Origin of the sequence: Oceanicella actignis, from assembly GCF_008124525.1 — a bacterium.
GTDB classification, from domain to species: Bacteria; Pseudomonadota; Alphaproteobacteria; order Rhodobacterales; family Rhodobacteraceae; genus Oceanicella; species Oceanicella actignis.
The window spans coordinates 1-20,966 of record NZ_VNHJ01000005.1 but is presented as its reverse complement, the minus strand read 5'-3'; the positions used below and the strand labels follow the sequence as shown (position 1 = coordinate 20,966).

Annotated in this window: 19 protein-coding genes; 13 read left to right on the top strand and 6 right to left on the bottom strand. The window is 71.0% G+C overall.

Annotated features, from left to right (window positions below):
• Nucleotide 1: 1 nt before the first annotated feature.
• The 3 genes from LY05_RS08445 to LY05_RS08435 form a co-directional block, all read right to left on the bottom strand.
• Entirely contained in the window at nucleotides 2-667 is a 666-nt protein-coding gene (locus LY05_RS08445) for an amino acid ABC transporter permease (protein ID WP_148922840.1), read from the bottom strand.
• Nucleotides 668-929: 262 nt separating this feature from the next.
• Nucleotides 930-1,739 carry an ABC transporter substrate-binding protein gene (locus tag LY05_RS08440; RefSeq protein WP_072747264.1) on the bottom strand — a complete coding sequence of 270 codons (810 nt, stop codon included), beginning with the start codon at nucleotides 1,737-1,739 and terminating at the stop codon, nucleotides 930-932.
• Between the two features lie 124 nt (nucleotides 1,740-1,863).
• Nucleotides 1,864-3,378 carry an aldehyde dehydrogenase (NADP(+)) gene (locus tag LY05_RS08435; protein ID WP_148922839.1) on the bottom strand — a complete coding sequence of 505 codons (1,515 nt, stop codon included), beginning with the start codon at nucleotides 3,376-3,378 and terminating at the stop codon, nucleotides 1,864-1,866.
• A gap of 117 nt (nucleotides 3,379-3,495) precedes the next feature.
• Here LY05_RS08435 and LY05_RS08430 point away from each other — a divergent pair, with 117 nt between their 5' ends.
• Entirely contained in the window at nucleotides 3,496-4,527 is a 1,032-nt protein-coding gene (locus tag LY05_RS08430; RefSeq protein WP_072747262.1) for an Ldh family oxidoreductase, read from the top strand.
• Nucleotides 4,528-4,740: 213 nt separating this feature from the next.
• Here the strand turns inward: LY05_RS08430 and LY05_RS08425 are convergent, their stop codons facing one another.
• Complete coding sequence (locus LY05_RS08425; protein WP_148922838.1) at nucleotides 4,741-5,685, bottom strand: dihydrodipicolinate synthase family protein; 945 nt, start codon at nucleotides 5,683-5,685, stop codon at nucleotides 4,741-4,743.
• 99 nt (nucleotides 5,686-5,784) lie between these two features.
• Nucleotides 5,785-6,498 carry a GntR family transcriptional regulator gene (locus LY05_RS08420; RefSeq protein WP_072747260.1) on the bottom strand — a complete coding sequence of 238 codons (714 nt, stop codon included), beginning with the start codon at nucleotides 6,496-6,498 and terminating at the stop codon, nucleotides 5,785-5,787.
• Nucleotides 6,499-6,762: 264 nt separating this feature from the next.
• On the opposite strand from LY05_RS08420, the gene LY05_RS08415 reads away from it, so the two are divergent.
• The 12 genes from LY05_RS08415 to LY05_RS08360 all read left to right on the top strand — a co-directional run bounded on the left by LY05_RS08415 (nucleotide 6,763) and on the right by LY05_RS08360 (nucleotide 20,636).
• The gene (locus LY05_RS08415) at nucleotides 6,763-8,676 is read left to right on the top strand and encodes an alkaline phosphatase PhoX (protein WP_148922837.1); all 1,914 of its coding nucleotides are present in this window, start codon (nucleotides 6,763-6,765) and stop codon (nucleotides 8,674-8,676) included.
• Nucleotides 8,677-9,103: 427 nt separating this feature from the next.
• The gene (locus tag LY05_RS08410) at nucleotides 9,104-10,300 is read left to right on the top strand and encodes a dipeptidase (protein WP_170258908.1); all 1,197 of its coding nucleotides are present in this window, start codon (nucleotides 9,104-9,106) and stop codon (nucleotides 10,298-10,300) included.
• Nucleotides 10,301-10,360: 60 nt separating this feature from the next.
• Complete coding sequence (locus LY05_RS08405; RefSeq protein WP_148922836.1) at nucleotides 10,361-11,965, top strand: ABC transporter substrate-binding protein; 1,605 nt, start codon at nucleotides 10,361-10,363, stop codon at nucleotides 11,963-11,965.
• A 198-nt stretch (nucleotides 11,966-12,163) separates the two neighbouring features.
• On the top strand, nucleotides 12,164-13,177 hold the full coding sequence (locus tag LY05_RS08400; protein WP_072747419.1) for an ABC transporter permease: 1,014 nt from the start codon (nucleotides 12,164-12,166) through the stop codon (nucleotides 13,175-13,177).
• Entirely contained in the window at nucleotides 13,174-14,094 is a 921-nt protein-coding gene (locus LY05_RS08395; protein ID WP_148922835.1) for an ABC transporter permease, read from the top strand. Before LY05_RS08400 ends, LY05_RS08395 begins: the two co-directional genes overlap by 4 nt.
• Entirely contained in the window at nucleotides 14,091-14,954 is an 864-nt protein-coding gene (locus LY05_RS08390) for an ABC transporter ATP-binding protein (protein ID WP_072747256.1), read from the top strand. The genes LY05_RS08395 and LY05_RS08390 overlap by 4 nt, the downstream gene beginning before the upstream one ends.
• The gene (locus LY05_RS08385; protein ID WP_148922834.1) at nucleotides 14,951-15,736 is read left to right on the top strand and encodes an ABC transporter ATP-binding protein; all 786 of its coding nucleotides are present in this window, start codon (nucleotides 14,951-14,953) and stop codon (nucleotides 15,734-15,736) included. Before LY05_RS08390 ends, LY05_RS08385 begins: the two co-directional genes overlap by 4 nt.
• Before the next feature lie 122 nt (nucleotides 15,737-15,858).
• Nucleotides 15,859-16,704, top strand: coding sequence for a substrate-binding domain-containing protein (locus LY05_RS08380; RefSeq protein ID WP_148922833.1), 846 nt, complete (start codon nucleotides 15,859-15,861; stop codon nucleotides 16,702-16,704).
• A 3-nt stretch (nucleotides 16,705-16,707) separates the two neighbouring features.
• The gene (locus tag LY05_RS08375) at nucleotides 16,708-18,117 is read left to right on the top strand and encodes an ATP-binding protein (protein WP_148922832.1); all 1,410 of its coding nucleotides are present in this window, start codon (nucleotides 16,708-16,710) and stop codon (nucleotides 18,115-18,117) included.
• Nucleotides 18,114-19,331 (top strand): sigma-54-dependent transcriptional regulator, encoded by a 1,218-nt coding sequence (locus tag LY05_RS08370; RefSeq protein WP_148922831.1) that lies wholly within the window; start codon nucleotides 18,114-18,116, stop codon nucleotides 19,329-19,331. Before LY05_RS08375 ends, LY05_RS08370 begins: the two co-directional genes overlap by 4 nt.
• A gap of 148 nt (nucleotides 19,332-19,479) precedes the next feature.
• Nucleotides 19,480-20,004: an arsenate reductase (azurin) small subunit gene (locus LY05_RS08365; protein ID WP_072747251.1), complete on the top strand. Its 525-nt coding sequence runs from the start codon at nucleotides 19,480-19,482 to the stop codon at nucleotides 20,002-20,004.
• A gap of 14 nt (nucleotides 20,005-20,018) precedes the next feature.
• Nucleotides 20,019-20,636 carry a molybdopterin-dependent oxidoreductase gene (locus tag LY05_RS08360; protein ID WP_249041905.1) on the top strand — a complete coding sequence of 206 codons (618 nt, stop codon included), beginning with the start codon at nucleotides 20,019-20,021 and terminating at the stop codon, nucleotides 20,634-20,636.
• A gap of 9 nt (nucleotides 20,637-20,645) precedes the next feature.
• On the opposite strand, the gene LY05_RS08355 is transcribed toward LY05_RS08360, so the two are convergent.
• A partial coding sequence (locus LY05_RS08355; protein WP_148922830.1) for an integrase core domain-containing protein occupies nucleotides 20,646-20,966 on the bottom strand: 321 nt, incomplete at its 5' end.

Below are 20,966 nucleotides of genomic sequence, written 5' to 3'. Positions count from 1 at the left end.
GTCAGTAGCGGAACAGGCGCGCGGCCAGCAGCCGGGCCGAGATGGTGATCGTCTTGGTGATCAGGTAGAAGATCACGGCCGCGATCGCGAAGATCTCGAAGGTGCGGAAGGTGCGCGCGTTCAGGTCGTTGGCCACGCCGTAAAGGTCCGAGTTCATGGCCACCACTGCGCCCAGCGAGGTCATCAGGATCGCCCACACCATCTGGTTCGTCATGGGCAGGAAGGCGATGCGCAGCATCTGCGGCATGACGACGTGGCGGAACGCCTGCAGCGAGGTCATCCCCAGCGAGCGCGCCGCGCGGGTCTGCGTCTCGGGGATCGCGGTCAGGGCGCCGCGGAAGTTCTCGGTCAGGTAGCCCGCGTTGTTGTAGGCGATGCCGATCAGCAGCGACAGATAGGGCGTCAGGTGGATGCCGAAGCTGCCCAGCCCGAAATGCACCATGTAGATCTGGAACAGCGCGGGCGTGTTGCGCGCGATCTCGACCCAGACCGCCGCCACGGCACGCAGGGGCCGCAGCGGCGACAGCCGGAACAGCGTCAGCACGATGGCGATGGCGATGCCGATGACCATCGAGAGGATGGCGATCTCCATCGTCACCAGCGCGCCCTCGAGCATCTGGGGCAGCGATTTCAGCGCCTGGTTCCAGCGGAATGTGTAGTTGAACATGTTCCCCTCCTGCCCCGCGGCGGCGCGCTTGGCGCGACCCCCCGCGTCCGTCCGCGGACTCCCGCCGGCGCCTTGCGCCCCGGGCCTGCGAAGGCGGCCCGCCAAGGAGCCGCCCCGGCCGCGCCGCCGCCCGGAACCGGAGGCCGGGCCGGCCCGCCGCCCGAACGTCGGGCCGCCGGGGCCGGCCCCCAAAAGGCGCGCGCCGCCCGGCCGTCGCCGGCGCCGTCGCGGGGCGGGCTTGCGCCGCGCCCCGCGCCCGGCCTCAGCGATAGACGCCCTTGACGGTCAGATCGGCCGGCTCGCCGTCGCCCACCCACTTGCGGTAAAGCTCCTGGTAGCGGCCGGTGCGCACCTGCTGGTTGATGAACAGGTTCATGTAGTTGATCAGGCCGTATTCCTCGCGCAGCGTGATCAGGCCGACATAGTCGGGCACCATGGGCGCCTTGTCCACGATCCTGATGCCGGGGAACTTGCCGGACTTGACGTTGGCCTCGGCCACCTCGACGGTCGAGACGGTGGCGTCGATCTGGCCCTGGCTCAGCGCCAGGAAGACGTCGGCCTGGTTCTGATAGGGACGGAACTCGCCCGCGCCCCACTCCTTCAGGCGGCCCTCGATCCAGATCGCCTCATAGGTGCCGGCGGTCGCGCCGATGGTCTTGCCCTTCATGTCCTCCCAGCTTTCGATGCCGGACTTCTCGTTGGCGACCACGGCGTTCTCGAAGGCGTAGTAGGGAATGGTGAAGCCCACGGTCTTGGCGCGCTCGAGCGTGTCCGAGGTCGAGGCCACGGCCACGTCCACCCGGCCCGACATCAGCGCGGGGATGCGCTCGGGGAAGGTGGTCTCGACGATCTCGGCCTCGACGCCCAGCGCCTTGGCCAGGTCGCGGCAATAGTCCACGTCGAAGCCCACGGGCTGGTTGTTCTCGTCGCGAAAGCCCATGGGCGGGAAGTCCAGCACCACCGCGCAGCGCAGCGTGCCCGAGGCGATGATGTCGTCCAGCTTGTCGGCCTTGGCCGGCATGGTCAGCGCCGCAAGGGCCAGCGCCCCGGCCATGACGAAGGTGCGTTTCATGTCTCTCTCCCTGTTTGGCGGCGTTCGCGTCCGCGCGATTCAGCGCCTTCGACTATCCCACCCGCCGGGCCGCCAAGCAATCTAAAAATACAAACAGTATACAGATTGCGGGCCCGGCGCGCGCTCACCCGCGCAGATCCTCGGGCAGAAGCTGCTCGGGCATGTTCTGCCAGCAGACCGGGCGCAGGAAGCGCCGGATCGACAGCGTGCCGACCGAGGTCGCGCCGAAATTGGTGCTGGCCGGCCAGGGGCCGCCATGGACCATTGCGTCGCACACCTCGACCCCCGTCGGATAGCCGTTGGCCAGAAGCCGACCCGCCTTGCGCTCGAGCACGGGCGCCAGACGCCGCGCAAGGGGCGCGTCCGCCTCGTCCATGTGCAGCGTGGCGGTCAGCTGGCCCTCGAGCGCATGGGCGATGCGCAGCATCTCGTCCGCGTCGCGCGCGGCGACGATCACGCCCAGCGGGCCGAACACCTCTTCGTGCAGAACGGCGTCGTCCAGCCAGTCGCGGCCGGCGACCATGAACAGCTGCGGGCGCGCCTCGCGCGGGCCGCAGCGCTGGGCCAGAAGGGCGCGCACCCCGCGCGCGGCGGCCACGCGCGCGCGCCCGCGCTCGAAGGCCTGGGCGATGCCCTCGGTCAACATGGTCTGCGGCTCGGCCTCGCGCAGGGCGGCCAGCGCGGCCTCGGCCAGCGCGTCGGCCTGATCGGCCATCACGATCGCCAGCCCCGGATTGGTGCAGAACTGCCCCGCGCCCAGCGTCAGGCTGCCCGCCCAGCCCTGCGCGATCTGCGCCCCGCGCGCGGCCATGGCCGCCGGCAGCAGGAACATCGGGTTGACCGAGCCCAGCTCGCCATAGAAGGGGATCGGCTCGGGCCGCGCGGCGCACAGATCGTAAAGCGCCCGCCCCGCGGCCAGCGAGCCCGTGAACGCCACCGCCTTGACCAGCGGATGCTGCGCCAGCGCGACGCCCAGCTTGTGGTCGGGGCTCTGGATCAGGCTGAACACGCCCGGATGCACGCCGCGCTCGCGGATGGCGGCGAGGATGGCGTCGGCGACGATCTCGGCCGTGCCGGGATGGGCGGGATGGCCCTTGACCACCACCGGACAGCCGGCCGCCAGCGCCGCCGCCGTGTCGCCGCCGGCGGTCGAGAAGGCCAGCGGGAAGTTCGAGGCGCCGAACACCGCGACCGGCCCGATGGGCCGCTGCATCAGGCGCAGATCGGGGCGCGGCGCCGGCTGGCGGTCGGGCAAGGCGGGATCGTGGCGGCGGTCGAGGTAGTCGCCCTTCTCGATATGGTCGGCGAACAGGCGCAGCTGCCCCGTGGTGCGCGCGCGCTCGCCCTCGAGCCGCGCCGCGGGCAGGCCGGTTTCCTGCGTCCCGATCGCGGTGATGTCGGCGCCGCGCGCCTCGATCTGGTCGGCGATGGCGCGCAGAAAGGCGGCGCGCTCGGCGCGCGCGCTCCAGCCATAGGTCCAGAAGGCCTCTTCGGCGGCGCGCATGGCCTGGTCGGCATGGGCCGCCTCGCCGACGGCGAAGGCGCGGCCTGGACCGTGCGCGGGCGCCGAGGCGAAGCTTTCGCGGGCGCCGACCCATTCTCCGGCGATCAGGTGCTTGCCATGGGGGGTGTAGCTCATCAGCCTGTCCTTCCTTGAAGCGCGGCTGGCGCGGCGATTATCCTTGCGCCCGCCTTGTATGCGTAGTGTATGCAAGACGTCAACCCAACCAGCCGACCCGATGAAAGGAGGGGCCGCATGACCAGCACGATGACGGTGGACGAGCTTGAGCGCGCCGTGACGCGCATCTTCCGCCGCGCGGGCATGAACGAGATCCAGGCCGGCGCCCTTGCGCGCGTGATCGCGGCGGGCGAGCGCGACGGCTGCAAGTCGCACGGCATCTACCGCATCGAGGGCGTGCTGCGCACGCTCAAGGCGGGCAAGGTGCGCGGCGACGCGGAACCGACGCTCGAACCCGGCGCCGCGGGCGCGATCGTGCGCGTGAACGCGCGCGGGGGCTTCTCGAACCCGGCCTTCGAGCTGGGCCTGCCCACGCTGGTCGAGCGGGCGCGCGAACACGGGCTGGCGGCGATGGCGATCAACGACTGCACCCATTTCGCCGCTCTCTGGCCCGAGATCGAGGCCCTGACCGCCCACGGCCTGGCGGCGCTGGCCATGTGCCCCAGCTATGCGGCCGTCGCCCCGGCGGGCGGCGCCAAGCCGCTGCTGGGCACCAACCCGCTGGCCTTCGGCTGGCCGCGCCCGGGCGCGGACCCCTATGTGTTCGACTTCGCCACCTCGGTGGCCGCGCGCGGCGAGATCGAGCTGCGCCGCCGCGCCGGCCAGAGGCTGCCCGAGGGCTGGGCCATCGACGCCGAGGGCAACCCCACCGACGACCCCGAAGCCGCGCTGGCCGGCGCCATGCTGACCTTCGGCGGGCACAAGGGCTCGGCCATCGCGACGATGATCGAGCTGCTGGCGGGGGTGATGATCGGCGATCTGACCAGCCCCGAGGCGCTCGAGGCGCTGGGCACGACGACGCTCGCCCCCGCGCATGGCGAGCTGATCCTGGCCCTGTCGCCCGAAGCCTTCGCCGCCGGCCGCCCGGGCGATCCGTTCGCGCGGGCCGAGGCGCTGTTCGCCGCCATCAAGGCCCAGGGCGCGCGCCTGCCCTCGGAACGGCGCTACGCGGCGCGCGCGCGGGCGCTGGCCGAGGGCGTCGCGCTGAGCGCGGACGAACGCGCCGCCCTCGGCCGCTTCGAAGAGCTGGGGCTGGACGCCGTCGCCTGAGGCGCGCCGCGACCGCCGGGACGGGGATCGGGGCCGGAGATGGGGGCCGGGGCGGGACGGCGAGCGCCGCCCCGGCCCTTTCCGATCCGCTCCCGCCCGACGGCCGATGCGCGCCTTGCGGCGAAGGCCGTTCGGGCCGGGCCGCGGGGCGGTGGAGGCGGCGACGCGCCGGCCCGGCGGCGCCGCGTCCGGGGCCGCAGGGCGGGCGCCGGGTCAGCCGGCGTCCTCGGCGCTCCACTCGGCATACCAGGCCTTGAACTGCGCGAACTGGCGCTCGGCCCAGGCGCGCTGACTGGGGGTCAGCTCGTCGTCAGGGTTGATGTTGAGGCGGTATTCCTCGTCGCCCTGAAGGGTCATCAGGTGCTTGTAGTAAAGCACGAGGTCGCAGCCCTCGTCCCACGAGGACAGCACCGCCAGCGCCTCGGACAGCTCCTGCGCGCGGCGGCGGGCGCGCGCGTCGCCCGCGGCGGCGGCCTTGCACAGCTCGACCAGGCGCAGCACCTCATGCGGCAGGGCGTTGCCGATGCCCGTGATCGTTCCCGCCGCGCCGCAGCGCACATAGCCGTGATAGACGCCGGTGTCGACCCCGGCCAGAAGCAGCGCGCCGTCATCCGCGCCGGTGATGTGCTCGGCCGCGTAGGTCATCGCCTCGGGGCCGCCGAACTCCTTGAAGCCGACCAGGTTCGGGTGCTCGGCGCGCAGGGCGAAGAACAGATCGGCGCGGGTCTGGAAGCCGTAATAGGGGCTGTTGTAGATCACCGCCGGCAGGTCGGGCGCGGCCGAGAGCACGGCCTTGAAATGGTTGCGCTGCGCCGCGGGCGAGGCGCCGCGCGAGAGCACGCGCGGGATGACCATCAACCCCGCCGCGCCGACCCTGGCCGCATGCGCCGCCAGCGCGACGGCCGAGGCGGTGTTGACCGCGCCCGTTCCCACCACCACCGGAACGCCCGCCGCAGTCAGCCGCGCGACCCCCTCCATGCGCTGCTCGTCGGTCAGGAGCGGCCAGTCGCCCATCGAGCCGCAATAGACGACGCCGGACATGCCCGCGTCCATCAGCGCGATCGCCTTGCGCACGAGGGCGTCGAAATCTGGGGTGCGGTCGGGCTTGCAGGGGGTCATCAGCGCGGGAATCACGCCCTTGAAGACTGCGGTATCCATCGAAAGCTCCTTGCGATGCGGATGCGCAAGCCGCGGCGCGCGCGGGCGGCGGCTCTGCGCGGCATCCTAATCATTGCATTATTTTTGTCGACAAGAATCTCACGCAGGATCCAGCGACACGTCATCGCGCCGGTCGCGGCTGAAGAAGCTCTGGATCTGGCGCACGATCTGATCCGCATGCGCGCGCGCCAGCCGGTCGCACAGCGCGACGTCCTGCGCGGCGATGGCGTCGATGATGGCCTCGTGCTCGTCGGCGTATTCGCGCGGCAGACGGTCGTTGAAGGACTGGTAATAGATGCGCAGGATGCGCCGCCCCTCGTCCAGCAGGCGCATCGTCAGCGCGGCGTAATAGGGGTTGCGCCCGGCCTCGGCGATGGCGGCGTGGAAATCGCGGTTGAGGGCGATCATGCCCAGGGGGTCCTCGGCCTCGACCGCGCGCACGTAGTCGGCCTGCAGGGCGCGGATGCGCGCCAGATCCTCGTCCTTGCGGTTGCGGGCGGCAAGGCGCGTGGTCACGCGATACATCAGCGTCACCGCGTCGAAATAGGCCGACAGGTTGAGCAGGTCGAGCGGCGCGACGATGGCCGAGCGATTGGGCAGCGTCTGCACCAGCCCCTCGCCCGCCAGGCGCAGCAGCGCCTCGCGGATCGGGGTGCGCGACATGCCGAAGCGCTCGGCCAGCTGGACCTCGTCGATGGGCTGGCCCGGCGGCAGGGCGAGGGTCAGGATCTCGTCGCGCAGCATCTCGTAGACCATGCGCGCGCCCGAGCCGCGCTTGCGTTCGTGCTGGGGGGCGTCTGCGGGCGCGGTCATGGCGAACCTCCGACATGCTGGAATGCAAGATGTGCGCAACTCATAGCCCCCCGCGCGCGCGCCGTTCAACGCCCGCGTCGCAAGACCCGCATCGCGTCTGCCGGGCGCGGGGCCTTTCGGGCGCAAGTTTCGGGCGCATGTTTCGGGCGCAAGTCCCGCGAAAGCCGCGCAGGCGCCGGGCGAAGGCGAAACGAACGCGGATCGTCGCCATGGGGTCACGAAAACCTGCTACTCAGATCGCGCCGAACAGACACGGAGGCTTCCATGAAGACATTCGCCGCCTTGCTTCTCGCAACATCCGCTCTGGCCACGGGCGCCCTGGCGCAGTCGATCGAAAGAGTCGAATGGATCGCCTCGAAGCATCCCGAGACGCTGGGCGAGATGGCCCGGATGGTCTCGACCGCGCGCGTACGCGCCGCCTATTCCGACGGTTCGGTCGTCGAGTCGCCGCTGTCCTACGAGATGGTCATGACCAACCGCAGCCGCATCGGCGCCAATGCCAGCCCGGCCGGCACGCTCTACGACGACGCCATGCGCCCGATCCCGGACCCGACGGACCCCTCGCAGCCGCTGGTTTCGGAACAGCCCGACGGCTCGGCGCTGCTCAATGTCGGCGGCAAGCTGTATCTGGCGAACCAGTTCGAATATGACTGGCTGCTGGCCGACGGCTCGACCGCGCGGCGGCACAAGGGCTGGGCCTTCAAGCATGCCGACGGGTCCAAGGGCAACTGGGGCGCGAACCTGCCCGCCGCCATGGTGCTGACCGAGATGCGCCAGGACCCCGAGACCGGCCGCCTGACCCCCGTCGCCCAGCGCCCGGTCGACTTTTCCGGCGTGGGCGGGCTGGTCTGGGCGTGCAACGCCAACACCACGCCCTGGGGCACGTTCCTGTCGTCCGAGGAGAATTACGGCGTCGACGCCCGCCGCATCGAGGCCGACCGCAAGGCCGACCCGAGCGGGCGCAGCGACGATCTGGGCGGGCTCACCCATCTTTACCATGGCGGGCGCAAGCTGGCCTCGCCCTACTGGCGCGGCGTGGCGCCCGAGATCCGCGTCAAGGCCGACGGCGGCGCCGAGGTGACCAAGCATTTCGCCATGGGCCGCGGCACCTTCGAGCTCGGCCAGGTCCTGGCCGATCAGCGCACCGTCATCACCGCGCATGACGGCGAGAACCGCCATCTGACGATGTTCGTCGCAGACCGCCCGGGCGATCTGTCCTCGGGCACGCTCTATGCGGCGCGCCTCGAGCAGAAGAGCGCCGAGAACGGCGGCAGCTTCGATCTGAAATGGGTGCGTCTGGGCCATGCGAGCGACGACGAGATCCGCGCCATGGTCGAGGGGGGCGTCAGCTTCTCGGACATCTTCGAGGTCTCGGACGAACCGCGCGAGGGCTTCGTCGAGGTCTTTGCCGGCAGCTCGAAGAAGCCCGAATATCTGAAGGCGAAGAACGAGAAGGCCGCCGCCTTCCTCGAGACCATGCGCTACGCCGCCCTCAAGGGCGCCACGACCGAGTTCAACAAGGCCGAGGGGCTGGCCTACGACCCCGAGGGCAAGCGCGTGTTCCTCGCCATCACCGACATCTCGAAGGGCATGGAAGAGGGCAAGGGAACGGGCGCCGCGGGCGACCACATCCGCCTGCCCAGGGTCAAGGCCGGCGCGGTCTATGCGCTGACGCTGGCCGACGGGCGGACCGACGCCGACGGCCGGCCGATCGACAGCGCGCTGGTCCCCGTGGCGATGAGCGTGCCGCGGGGTCTGATGGGCAAGGATCTGGACGCGCCCGACGCCTGGGGCAACGCCGCCGACGTCGACCGCATCGCCAATGCCGACAACCTCTACTGGTCCTCGGCCTACAAGACGCTGTTCATCGGCGAGGACAGCGCGCGCATGCACCTCAACAACGCGCTCTGGGCCTGGCAGGACGGCATGGACAAGCCCGTGCGGCTGCTGACCGCGCCGGCCGGGGCCGAGCTGACCGGCCTGCGCATCCATGAAAACATCGGCGGCCATGCCTACGCGCTGACCAACGCGCAGCATGTGGGCGACTTCCGGCTGGACGACAAGTTCCCCCGCCGCGCCGAGCTGATGGAGGTCGTCAAGGCCCTGTGGGCCGATCGCGCGCTGGCGCCGATCGGCTACGTCAAGGGCCTGCCAGCCGCGCCCGCCAAGGCCGAGTGAGGCCGCCGCACCGCCGCCTCGGACAAGGAAGGGGCGGCGGGGCGGATTTGCGCCGCACGGCCCGCCGCGCCGCTCGGGCGCGGCGGCGATCGCATGGACGGCCCGGCGCTCGGGCCCGGACGGCGCGGCGCTTGCGGCTCTTGCGCGACGGGGCCCGGCCCGGCCGCCGCGATCCGTTTTCCTTCCATCCTTCGCCCGCCATCCTGATCGACGGCGCATCGACGCCGCCCCGCGGGGGGCGTCCGGCATCGGTCCGCCGGCCGCCGGGCGCGAAGACCCGCGCGCCGCCCCCCGCCGCCGCTCCCCGCCGCCGGGCCGGGATGGCGGCGGGCGAAGATTGTGCGTGTTTTCAAGCCGTCAGGCCCGCTAACATCGGCCGCGCACATGATTCCATCCGGGGCCGCGGCGCCACGGCGGCGGAGGACCGATGCCCGAAACCGTATTCTTCGACGGCCACAACGACCTGATCCTGCGCCTTGTGCGCGGCGCGATCGACGCCGAGGACGTCGCCCGCGGCGCGCGCCGGGGCCGCGCCCCGGGCGCGGGCGCGGGCGCGCGCAACGGCGCGGACGGCGACGGGCGCATCGGCTCGGGCTGCGAAAAGGGCGGCGAAACGGGTCGGGAGCCGGGCTGCGGCGGGCCCATCGGCGGCCACATCGGCGGCCACATCGGCGGCCACATCGATCTGCCGCGCGCGCGTGCGGGCGGGTTCGGCGGGGGCTTGTTCGCCGTCTTCGTCCCCTCGCCCGACGGCGGCGGGCTGAATGACGACGCCATGCGCGCGCCGCCCTACGACGTTCCCCTGCCCGCCCCGATCCCGCGCGAGACGGCGCTGGAGGTCACGCGCGCGGGCTTCGACGCGCTCGAGCGGCTCGAGGCGGCGGGCGCCATCGTCATCTGCCGCAGCGCCGCCCAGATCGCCGCCGCGCTGGGCGGGCCGCGCATGGCCGCGGTCGCGCATCTCGAGGGGGCCGAGGCCATCGGCCCCGATCTGGAGGGGCTCGAGGAGCTGCACGCGCGCGGGCTGCGCTCGCTCGGGCCGGTATGGAGCCGGCCGAACGTCTTCGGCCACGGCGTCCCCTTCCGCTTTCCCGCAAGCCCCGACGTCGGGCCGGGCCTGACCGATGCGGGCAAGGCGCTGGTGCGCGCGTGCAACGCGCTGGGCGTCATGATCGATCTGAGCCACCTGAACGAGAAGGGCTTCGACGACGTCGCCGCGATCAGCGACGCGCCGCTGGTGGCCACCCATTCGAACGCCTGGGCCGTCTGCCCCCATGCGCGCAACCTGACCGACCGCCAGCTGCGCATGATCGCCGAAAGCGACGGCATGGTCGGGATCAACTTCGCCTCGGCCTTCCTGCGGCCCGACGGACGCATGGACGACGATTTCGGGCTTGACGTGATGCTTCGGCATTTTGACCATATGATAAAGATCCTGGGCGAGGACCGGGTGGGCATCGGGTCGGATTTCGACGGCGCCCTGGTCCCCAAGCCGATCGGCGATTGCGCGGGGCTGCCCGCCTTGGCCGAGGCCATGCGCGCGCATGGCTACGACGAGGCGCTCATGCGCAAGCTGGCGCACGAGAACTGGCTGCGCGTTCTGCGCAAGACCTGGGACGAATGAGCCGGCGGCGGGCCGCGACGCGGCCCGCGGCGACGAAAACGCCAACAGGGAGCATTCAAGATGAAGATTCGCGCAGGATTCATTGCAGCGGCCATCGCCGCGCTGACGGCGGCGGCGCCGCTCGCCCCGGCCTCGGCCGAGACGCCGCCCAACATGCTGGTGATCGCCAACCGCATCGACGACATCAAGACCTTCGACCCGGCCGAAAGCTTCGAGTTCGCCGGCGCCGACGTCAGCCGCAACGTCTATGAGAAGCTGGTCAACTTCGACCCGCTTAACCTTGACGCGGGCTTCGGCCCGCAGCTGGCCGAAAGCTGGGAGATCAGCGCCGACGGGCGCACCATCACCTTCAGGATCGCCGAGGGGCATCGCTTCTCGACCGGGCGCGAGGTCACGGCCAGGGACGCCGAGTTCAGCCTGCGCCGGGCGGTGATCCTGAACAAGACGCCCTCCTTCATCCTGACGCAGTTCGGCTTCACCCCCGAGAACGTCGAGCAGACCATCGTCGCCACCGACGACCGCACGCTCAGGCTGACGCTCGACAAGCCCTACGCGCTGTCCTTCGTGCTCAACTGCCTGACGGCCACGGTCGGCGGCATCGTCGATCGCGAAGAGGCCATGGCGCACGAGGTGGACGGCGACATGGGCAACGCCTGGCTGCGGACCAACACCGCCGGCTCGGGCCCCTACAAGGTGGTCGCCTGGAAGCCGAACGAGTCGGTGCTGATGGACCTCAACCCCCACTACCACGGCCCCAGGCCGGCCATGGAGCGGGTGATCGTCCAGCACATCCAGGAAAGCGCGACGCAGCGGCTTCTGCTCAGCCGCGGCGACATCGACGTGGCGCGCAACCTCAGCCCCGAGGACGTGGCCGGCCTGCGCGACGATCCCGACGTGAAGGTGGTGGACGAGCTGCGCGGCCGCCTCATGTATTGGTCGGCCAACCAGAAGAACCCGCTGCTGTCCGATCCGAAGGTGGTCGAGGCCCTGAAATGGGCCACGGATTACGACGGCATGGCCAACTCGTTCCTCAAGGGCCAGTATACGGTGCACCAGGCCTTCCTGCCGCTGACCTTCCTGGGCGCGCTGGACGAAAAGCCCTGGCGCTTCGACATGGACAAGGCGCGCGCCGCGCTGGCCGAATCCGCCCATCCCGATTGCGGGCCGATCAGGATCTCGGTGCGCGACGCGCAAGAGCGCATCGACATCGCCCAGTCGCTGCAGAACACCTGGAGCCAGCTGGGCTGCCAGGTCGAGCTGATCGTCGGAACGGGGGCGCAGACGCTCGACCGCTACCGCGCGCGCGAGCATGACGTGTATCTGGGCGCCTGGGGGCCGGACTATCCCGACCCGCACACCAATGCGGGCACCTTCGCCTTCAACCCCGACAATTCGGACGAGGCGCGGCTGACCGGCCTGCTGGCCTGGCGCAACGCCTGGGCCGTGCCGGCCGGGATGAACGAGAAGACCCTGGCCGCCGTGGTCGAGAACGACACCGACAAGCGGCGCGCCATGTATCTCGAGCTGCAGCGCGAGCATCAGCGCATCAGCCCCTTCGGCATCATGTTCCAGAAGATCGAGCAGAACGCGATGCGCGCGAACGTGAACAACTTCGTCGCCGGCGGCGCCACCACCGCCGTTTCCTACTGGGTCGTGACGAAGTGACCCCGCTGCGGGGCGCGGCGAGACCGTCGCCGCGCCCCTGGCGCGCCTTGCGCCGCCCGTCCCGGCGCGCCGCACGCGGCGCCCTCCCGCCCCAGCGCGCCGCGTGCGGCGCCGTCCCATCCCGCCGCCTTTCAAGGAGCCCGCGCCCCCGTGACGGATGAACCGGCCTGCCCCGCCCCATCGCGGCGACGACCGCGCCTGCCCCGCTGGACGCGCAAGCTGGCGGGCACGCTGGCGAGCGTGGCGGCCACGCTGCTGGGGCTGCTGTTCGTCACCTTCATGATCGGGCGGGTCATGCCCATCGACCCCGTCCTGGCCGTGATCGGCGAGCGCGCGACGCAGGAGCAATACGAGCAGACCTACCGCGAGCTGGGCCTCGACCGGCCGCTTCTGGCGCAGTTCGGCATCTATGTGAGCGACGTTCTGCGCGGCGATCTGGGCGTGTCGATCCGCACCGGCAAGCCGGTGTCCGAGGATCTGGCCCGCGTCTTTCCCGCCACTTTCGAGCTGGCGACGCTGGGCACGCTGATCGGGGTGCTTCTGGGCGTGCCGCTGGGCGTCGCGGCCGCGGTCTGGCGCGGCGGCTGGGTCGACCAGACCGCGCGGGTGGTCGGGCTGATCGGCTATTCCATGCCCATCTTCTGGCTGGGGCTGATGGGGCTGCTCGTGTTCTACGGAATGCTCGGCTGGGTCTCGGGGCCCGGGCGCATCGGCATATTCCACCAGGGGGTGGTCGAGCCGAGAACCGGGCTCTTGCTGCTCGACGCGCTGCTGCAGGGGCAGTGGGCCGCCTTCAAGAGCGCGCTGTCGCACATCATCCTGCCCGCGGGCCTGCTGGGCTATTACAGCATGGCCTATGTCAGCCGCATGACGCGCTCGTTCATGCTCGAGCAGCTGAGCGCCGAATACGTCACCACCGCCCGCGTCAAGGGGCTGAGCGAATGGCAGGTGGTGTGGGGGCACGCCTTCCGCAACATCCGCGTGCAGCTGCTGACGGTGATCGCGCTGGCCTATGCGAACCTGCTCGAGGGGTCGGTGCTGACCGAGATCATCTTCGCCTGGCCCGGCATCGGCAGCTACATCACCACCTCGCTGCTGGCGAACGACATGAACTCGGTGCTCGGCGGCACGGTGCTGGTGGGAACTATCTTCGTCTTGCTCAACATCCTGTCCGACATGCTTTACCGCTTTCTCGATCCGAGGGCCCGATGAGCGGCGCGACGCGACCCGGGCTGCGCGCGTGGCTGCTGGCCGAAGAGCCGACCTCGCGCGCGCAGGCGCGCGCGGCGGCCTGGTATCAGGGCTGGCTCAAGCTGCGCGCGAACACGCTGGCGATGATCGGCCTGGCGATCCTGATCCTGCTGACGGTCTGCGCGATCCTGGCGCCGTGGCTGGCCACGCATGACCCCTTCGCGCAGGACCTGGCGCAGCGGCTCAAGCCGCCGGGATGGGAGGGGCACATCTTCGGCACCGACAGCCTCGGGCGGGACATCTATTCGCGCCTGCTCCATGGCGCGCGCATCTCGCTCTACATCGTGCTGCTGGTGGCGCTGGTGGCGCCGGCGCTGGGGCTGCTGATCGGAACGGTGGCGGGCTATGCCGGCGGCTGGATCGACGTGCTGCTGATGCGGCTGACCGACATCTTCCTGGCCTTTCCGCGGCTGATCCTGGCGCTGGCCTTCGTCGCGGCGCTGGGGGCGGGGATCGAGAACGCGGTGCTGGCCATCTCGCTGACCGCATGGCCGCCCTATGCGCGCATCGCCCGGGCCGAGACGCTGACCATCCGCAACTCGGACTTCATCCACGCCATCCGCCTGCAGGGGGCGGGGCCGGCGCGCATCGTCACGCGCCATGTCTGGCCGCTGTGCGTCTCGTCGCTGGTGATCCGCGTGACGCTGGACATGGCGGGCATCATCCTGACGGCGGCGGGGCTGGGCTTTCTGGGACTGGGCGCGCAGCCGCCAAGCCCCGAATGGGGCGCGATGATCTCGGAGGGGCGCAAATACCTGCTCGACCACTGGTGGGTGGCCACGATCCCCGGCATCGCGATCTTCACCGTGTCGCTGGCCTTCAACCTGCTCGGCGACGGGCTGCGCGACGTGTTCGACCCGAAGGAGAGCGCCCGGTGAGCGAGCCGCACCTTCTCGACGTCGAAAACCTGTGGGTGCGCTTTCCCACCCGCACGGGCGTGTTCGAGGCCGTGCGCGGCATCTCGTTCAGCCTGGGGCGCGAGCGCCTGGGCATCGTGGGCGAGTCGGGCTCGGGCAAGTCGATGACCGGCCGCGCGGTTCTGCGGCTGATCCGGCGGCCGGGAACGATCTCGGCCGACCGCATGCTGATGAAGGGCGAGGACATCCTGCGCGTCTCCGAGCGGCGCATGCGCGCGCTGCGCGGCGGGCGGGCGGCGATGATCATGCAGGACCCCAAATTCTCGCTCAACCCGGTGATGACCGTGGGCGAGCAGATCGCCGAGGCCCTGCGCGCCCACGCCCCCATCGGCCGCAAGGCGGCGCGGATGCGCGCGCTCGAAATGCTGGACGAGGTGGCGATCCGCGATCCCGAGCGCGTCTATGACCTTTACCCGCACGAGATCTCGGGCGGGATGGGCCAGCGGGCGATGATCGCCATGATGCTGGCGCCGGGCCCCGAGATCCTGATCGCCGACGAGCCGACCTCGGCGCTGGACGTGTCGGTGCGCCTGCAGGTGCTGCAGATCATGGACAAGCTGGTGTCCGGGCGCGGCATGGGGCTGATCTTCATCAGCCACGACCTGAACCTTGTCGCCAGGTTCTGCGACCGCATCCTCATCATGTATGCCGGGCGCATCGTCGAGGTGTGCGAGGGCGGCAAGCTGCACGAGGCCCGGCACCCCTACACGATCGGGCTTCTGAACTCGGCGCCCGACCTTCTGCGCCCGCGCCCGCGCCTGGCGGTGCTTGAACGCGACCCGGCCTGGCGCGAGGCCCCATCGGTGAGCGCCCTTCTATGAACGCGATAGAGATCGAGAACCTGACCGTATGGTTCGGCGCCGGCCCCGACCGCGCCGAGGCCGTGCGCGGCGCCGCGCTGTCCATCCCCCGGGGCGCAAGCTTCGGCCTCGTGGGCGAGTCCGGCTCGGGCAAGTCCACCATCCTGCGCGCCATCGCCGGGCTGATCCCGACCTGGAGCGGGCGCATCGCCGTCGAGGGCGAGAGCCTGCAGGGCGCCAGGCGCGACCGCGCCTTCCACCGCGCCGTGCAGATGGTGTTCCAGGACCCCTACGCCTCGCTGCATCCGCGGCATACGGTCGACCGGATGCTGTCCGAGGTGCTGTGGCTGCATGGGTTTCGCGACATCGACGCGCGCATCGAGCGGCTGCTTTCGGATGTGGGGCTGGGCCGCGGGTTCCGCTTTCGCTACCCGCACCAGCTTTCGGGCGGACAGCGCCAGCGCGTCGCCATCGCGCGGGCGCTGGCGCCCGAGCCGCGCATCCTGCTGCTGGACGAGCCGACCTCGGCGCTGGACGTGTCGGTGCAGGCCGAGATCCTGAACCTTCTGTCCGATCTGCGCGCCGAACGCGGCCTGACCTATCTGATGGTCTCGCACGATCTGGGCGTGGTCGGGCATCTGTGCCAGACGACGGCGGTCATGCGCACGGGCGAGATCGTTGAGATCCTCGACGTCGAGACCATGCGCCGCCTTCAGCCGCGCCACCCCTACACGCGCCAGCTGCTCGAGGCGTCGATCGGGCTGAACCTTGGCGCGCGCGGCGCGCCCGCCCCCGCCGTCTGAAAGGCGCGCCGCGGGCCCGGACCCGGCGGCGCGCGGCCGTTTCCCGCCCCCGGTCCTTGCCCCGTTTCCTGCCCATGACGCGGCGCTGGTTCAAGCTGGCGCCTCGGAAAGGGATCGAGAGCATGGACAGACGGCGCTTTCTGGCGCAGACGGCGCTGGCCGCGATCGCCGCGCCCCTGGCGGCGCGTGCGGGCGAGCCGTTCCGGCTGGGCCTGACGCCGGTCTTTCTGGACAATGACGCGGCGGTGATCGACCGCCTGCGCTTCGCCCTGTCGGGGGCCCTGGGCGAGCCGGTCGAGCTGATCCAGCGGCGGACCTATCAGGAGATCACCGCCTCGATCCTGGACGGATCGGTCGATGCTGCGTGGATCTGCGGCTATCCGTATCTGCAGCACCGCGACGCGCTGGCGCTGCTGGGCGTCCCGGTGTGGCGCGGCCGGCCGCTCTATCAGTCCTATCTGATCGCGCGCGCCGACGACCCGGCCGCCGGCCTGGCCGATCTGCGCGGCGGGCTGCACGCCTTCTCGGACCCGGACAGCAACTCGGGCTACCTGGTCACCGCCTCGGATCTGGCGCGGATGAACGAGACGCCCGAAAGCTTTTTCGCCCGCACGATCTTCACCTACGGCCACCGCAATGTGGTGCGCGCCGTGGCCGGCGGGCTGACGCGCTCGGGCAGCGTGGACGGCTATGTGTGGGAGACGCTCGCCCAGGTCGAGCCGACGCTGACCGCGCGCACGCGGGTCGTCGCGCGCTCGGAATGGCTGGGCTTTCCGCCCTTCGCCGCGCGCGCCGACCGCATGGCCGAGCCCGGGATGCGGGCCTTCGCGCGGGCGCTGCGCGGCCTCGACGCCGACCCGGCGGGGCGCGAGGCGCTGGCGCTCTTGCATCTGGACCGCATCGCGCCCGCGGACCCGTCGCTGTTCGACGGCATCGCCGCGCGCATGGCCGCGCTGCAAGGGCGCTGAGCGATGCGCGCCGATCCGCGCTCATGGCCGATCACCGTGCGCGTCGGCGCCGCCGCGGCGGGGCTGATGATCCTGCTCGGGCTGGCGGCCTCGCAGCAGGTGCTGGCGACGCTCGGGCGGCTGCAGGACGCCCGTCTGCAGGAAATCGCGCGCCTGCATGTCGAAGGTCTGGCGGTGGCGCTGGGGCCGTTCGTTCTGCACAAGGATGTGTGGGAGGTCTATGACACGCTCGACCGCGCGCGCGGCGCGGGGCGCATACGCTTCACCGTCGTCGCCGACGACGAGGGCCGCGTGCTGGCCGCGACCGATCCGCTGCGCGCGCCGGTGGGCAGCGCCCTCGCCCGCTTCGCCGAGGGGGCCTCGCCCCTTGGGTCGGTGAGCGCCGACGGGGCCGAGGAGGTGGTGCGCATCGCCGCCCCGCTCGAATATCAGGGCCGCCGCGTCGGGCGGATCGTGACCGAGCTGGACGTCAGCGACCTTGCGGCCGAACGCAGGCGGGCGACGCTTGCGCTTCTGGCCGGGAACGGGGCGGCGACGGCGCTGCTGGTGCTGGCGGGGTATCTGGCGGTGGCGCGGCTGCTGCGGCCGGTCGAGCTGCTGGCCCGGCACATGGGCGAGGCGGGCGACGCGCCCCGCCCGATCCCCGAGCGCATGATCCCCCGCTCGGACAACGTGCTTGCGCGGCTGCTGCGCAACTTCAACGCCATGACCGGCGCCATCGAGGCGCGCGCGCAGGCCGAGCGGCGCCTGGCCGAGCGCGAGCGCTTCGTCAGCCTCGGGCGGCTGTCCTCGTCGCTGGCGCACGAGATCAACAACCCGCTGGGCGGGCTGCTCAACGCCGCCGACACGATCCGCGCCTACGCCGACCGTCCCGAGGTGGTGCGCCAGTCGGCCGAGCTGCTCGACCGCGGCCTTCGGCACCTTCGCGACGTGAGCCGCGCGATGCTGGACGAGCACCGCCTCGACCGCGCCGGCCGCCCCTTGTCGCGGGCCGATTTCGAGGATCTGCGGGTGCTGTTCTCGCCCGAGGCCCGGCGGCGCGCGCAGCGCCTCGAATGGCGGGTCGAGGGCGACGAGCGCGACCTGGCGGCGTTTCCCTCGGCGCCCGTCCGGCAGATCGCGCTGAACCTTCTGCTGAACGCCGCCGCCGCGGCGCCGCAAGGGGGCGTGGTGGAGCTGAGCGCCGAGGCGGACGGCGCGGCGCTGACGCTGCGCATCGGCGATGACGGCCCGGGCCTGTCCGATGCGGCGCGGGCGCGGCTGATGTCCGAGGCGCCGCTCGAGCCCGGGGGCGGCGTCGGGCTGCGCCTGGTGCGCGAGCTGACGCGCGGGCTGGGCGGCGCGATCGACTGCGCGCGCATGGACGGGCGCACCGTGATCGAGATCCGGCTGCCGGCGAGGGCCGAGGCATGACGCTGAGCGGGCGCTATCTTGTGCTAATCGAGGACGACGCCTTCATGGGCGGCTCGCTGACCCAGCGGCTGGAACTGGAGGGCGCCGAGGTGACCTGGGTGCGCCAGGCCGTGCGCGGCGTGGCGGCGGTGCGCACGCCGCGCAAGCCGGTCGATGCCGTGATCTGCGACATCCGCCTGCCCGACGGCAGCGGCGAGCAGATCTTCCATACCGTATCGCAACGCGCCGCGCCGCCGCCTTTCCTGTTCATCACCGGCCAGGGCGACATCGACCAGGCGGTGCGCCTGCTCAAGGCCGGGGCGGGCGACTATCTGACCAAACCGTTCGAGATGGCCGACTTCCTGGCGCGGCTGGCGCTGATCCTGCGCCCCGCAGAGGCCAAGGACCCCCAGCCCCGCATCGGCGTGTCGGCGCAGGCGCGCCAGATCGAGGCGGAGCTGTCGAAGCTGGCCTCGGGCGACGATCCGCTGCTGATCCGCGGCGCGCCGGGTCTGGGCAAGGGGCGGATCGCGCAGGCGATCCATGCCCGGTCCGAGCGCCGCGCCGCGCCCTTCGTCCCGCTCGACGCGATGCGCGCGCCGCCCGGCGTCGCCGAGCTTGACGACGCGATCGCCTGCGCCGGCGAGGGGACGCTGTTCGTCAACGGGGTCGGGCGCCTGGACGCCGACGCGCAGGCGCGCCTGCTCGACGCCTTGCGCACGGCGCCGCTGCGCCTGGTCGCCGCCTGCGGCGCGCGCATCGAAGAGAAGGTCGAGGCGGGCGCCTTTCGCGCCGATCTGTTCTATGCGCTGGCCGGGCGCGAAATCGTCGTGCCGCCCCTTGCCCGGCGGCCCGAAGACGCGGTCTGGCTGGCCGGGCGCATGTTCGAGGCCCTCAACCGCCGGCGCGAGACCCCGTTGCGCGGCCTGTCCGAGCTGGCGCTGGCCGCCATCCGCGATCACGACTGGCCCGGCAACGGGCGCGAGCTGCGCGCGCGGCTGCGCCGCGCGGTCGAGGCCGCCGCGGCCGAGTGGATCGGCCCCGCCGACCTGTTCCCCGAACTCTACGCCCAGCCCGACCAGGTCGAAACGCTGACCGAAGCGCGCGAGCGCGCCGAGCGGCGGCAGATCCTGCGCGCGCTGGCGCGCACCGACGGGTGCGTGGGCGAGGCCGCCGCCATTCTGGGCGTTTCCCGCACGACGCTGTGGGAAAAGATGCGCAAGCTGGGCCTGTAGCGGCCCGCGCCATGTCCGGAAATCCGAACATGGCAAATAATGGTTTCATTTCAAAATCTTGTCGCACGGAAACGGGCCCTTCCCGCGCCTTCTCGGCCGCCGCCTTTGCGATAGGCTTGCGGGACCGAAGCAATGGGAGGAACCCGCCATGAAGTGCAAACGTTTGGTCGATGTCGGCCGACGCCAGTTCCTGCGCGGCAGCATCGTCGGCGCGACCGGCGCCGCCGCCGCAACCGTTCTGCCCGCCAAGCAGGCTCAGGCGCGGTCTCTGGCGCGGATCGACTACCCGTCGAACCGGTTGGCCAACATCGCCGACCTGGCGGTCAACGAACCGATGGACATCGCCTATCCCGACCCCGACAGCCCGGGCGTGCTGCTCAAGCTCGGCCAGCCGGTCGAGGGCGGCGTGGGCCCCGACGGCGACATCGTCGCCTTCTCGGTGCTGTGCCCGCACAAGGGCTGGCCGATGACCTACAACGCCGAGGACAAGACCCTGAACTGCCCCGGCCATCACTCGCGCTTCGACTGCGAGGCGGGCGGCCAGCAGATCTGGGGCCACGCGACGCAGAACCTGCCGCAGTTCCTTCTGCGCGTGGACGACAAGGGCGACATCTACGCCGAGGGCGTCGACGAGCTGATCTACGGCCGCCTGTCCAACGTGCTCGAGTCGTAAGGGAGGTCAGAAGGATGGCTTACAAGAGACAAACCGACCGCCTGCCGATCATCCCCGCCGATGCGCAGGAATTCAACGTCGTCTGCCGCTACTGCATCGTCGGCTGCGGCTACAAGGCCTACACCTGGCCGATCAACAAGCAGGGCGGCCCGGCGCCGCACGAGAACAAGTTCGGCGTCGATCTTGGCCGACAGCAGGACATCGAGACCGAGGCGTGGTACGCGCCCTCGATGTACAACATCGTCAAGCAGAACGGCCGCGACGTGCATCTGGTGGTCAAGCCGGACTCCAACTGCGTGGTCAACTCGGGCCTCGGCTCGATCCGCGGCGCGCGCATGGCGGAAAACCGCCCCTCCAGGATCACCGGCTCGCAGCAGCAGCGCCTGACCGATCCGCTGGTGTGGCGCAACGGCACCTGGCAGCCCACCAGCTGGGACGATGCGCTCGATCTGGTGGCGCGCGTGACGGCGCGGGTGATCACCGAAGGTTCGGAGGACGACCTGGTGGTCTCCATGTTCGACCACGGCGGCTCGGCGGGCGGCTACGAGAACACATGGGGCACGGGCAAGCTCTATTTCGGGGCGATGAAGGTCAAGAACGCGCGCATCCACAACCTGACCTGCTCCCCTTAGAGTCCGCGTTTAAGCGTTAGCTCTGTTCAGGGTTTGGTCCTCTCTTGACCGTTTGTGATACTCCCGCGGGGTGAGCCCGTCGAGGCTCGAATGGGGGCGGTGATGGTTGTAGTCGTCGCGCCAAGCCGCAATCAAATGGCGGGCATGGCGCAGGTTGGCAAACAGGTGCTCGTTGAGGCATTCGTCCCGCAGACGACCATTGAAGCTTTCGACGAAGCCGTTCTGCATCGGTTTGCCGGGCGCAATGTAGTGCCATTCGACCTGCTGATCCTCCTGCCATTTCAGGATTGCGTTGCTGGTCAGCTCCGTGCCGTTGTCGCTGACCACCAT

Coding starts and splice junctions, on each gene's coding strand:
- LY05_RS08420 (WP_072747260.1), bottom strand. CDS start 6,498: ATGACCGCGCCCGCAGACGCCCCCCAGCACGAACGCAAGCGCGGCTCG.
- LY05_RS08380 (WP_148922833.1), top strand. CDS start 15,859: ATGGACAGACGGCGCTTTCTGGCGCAGACGGCGCTGGCCGCGATCGCC.
- LY05_RS08440 (WP_072747264.1), bottom strand. CDS start 1,739: ATGAAACGCACCTTCGTCATGGCCGGGGCGCTGGCCCTTGCGGCGCTG.
- LY05_RS08405 (WP_148922836.1), top strand. CDS start 10,361: ATGAAGATTCGCGCAGGATTCATTGCAGCGGCCATCGCCGCGCTGACG.
- LY05_RS08415 (WP_148922837.1), top strand. CDS start 6,763: ATGAAGACATTCGCCGCCTTGCTTCTCGCAACATCCGCTCTGGCCACG.
- LY05_RS08360 (WP_249041905.1), top strand. CDS start 20,019: ATGGCTTACAAGAGACAAACCGACCGCCTGCCGATCATCCCCGCCGAT.
- LY05_RS08370 (WP_148922831.1), top strand. CDS start 18,114: ATGACGCTGAGCGGGCGCTATCTTGTGCTAATCGAGGACGACGCCTTC.
- LY05_RS08435 (WP_148922839.1), bottom strand. CDS start 3,378: ATGAGCTACACCCCCCATGGCAAGCACCTGATCGCCGGAGAATGGGTC.
- LY05_RS08375 (WP_148922832.1), top strand. CDS start 16,708: ATGCGCGCCGATCCGCGCTCATGGCCGATCACCGTGCGCGTCGGCGCC.
- LY05_RS08430 (WP_072747262.1), top strand. CDS start 3,496: ATGACCAGCACGATGACGGTGGACGAGCTTGAGCGCGCCGTGACGCGC.
- LY05_RS08395 (WP_148922835.1), top strand. CDS start 13,174: ATGAGCGGCGCGACGCGACCCGGGCTGCGCGCGTGGCTGCTGGCCGAA.
- LY05_RS08385 (WP_148922834.1), top strand. CDS start 14,951: ATGAACGCGATAGAGATCGAGAACCTGACCGTATGGTTCGGCGCCGGC.
- LY05_RS08365 (WP_072747251.1), top strand. CDS start 19,480: ATGAAGTGCAAACGTTTGGTCGATGTCGGCCGACGCCAGTTCCTGCGC.
- LY05_RS08445 (WP_148922840.1), bottom strand. CDS start 667: ATGTTCAACTACACATTCCGCTGGAACCAGGCGCTGAAATCGCTGCCC.
- LY05_RS08410 (WP_170258908.1), top strand. CDS start 9,104: ATGCCCGAAACCGTATTCTTCGACGGCCACAACGACCTGATCCTGCGC.
- LY05_RS08425 (WP_148922838.1), bottom strand. CDS start 5,685: ATGGATACCGCAGTCTTCAAGGGCGTGATTCCCGCGCTGATGACCCCC.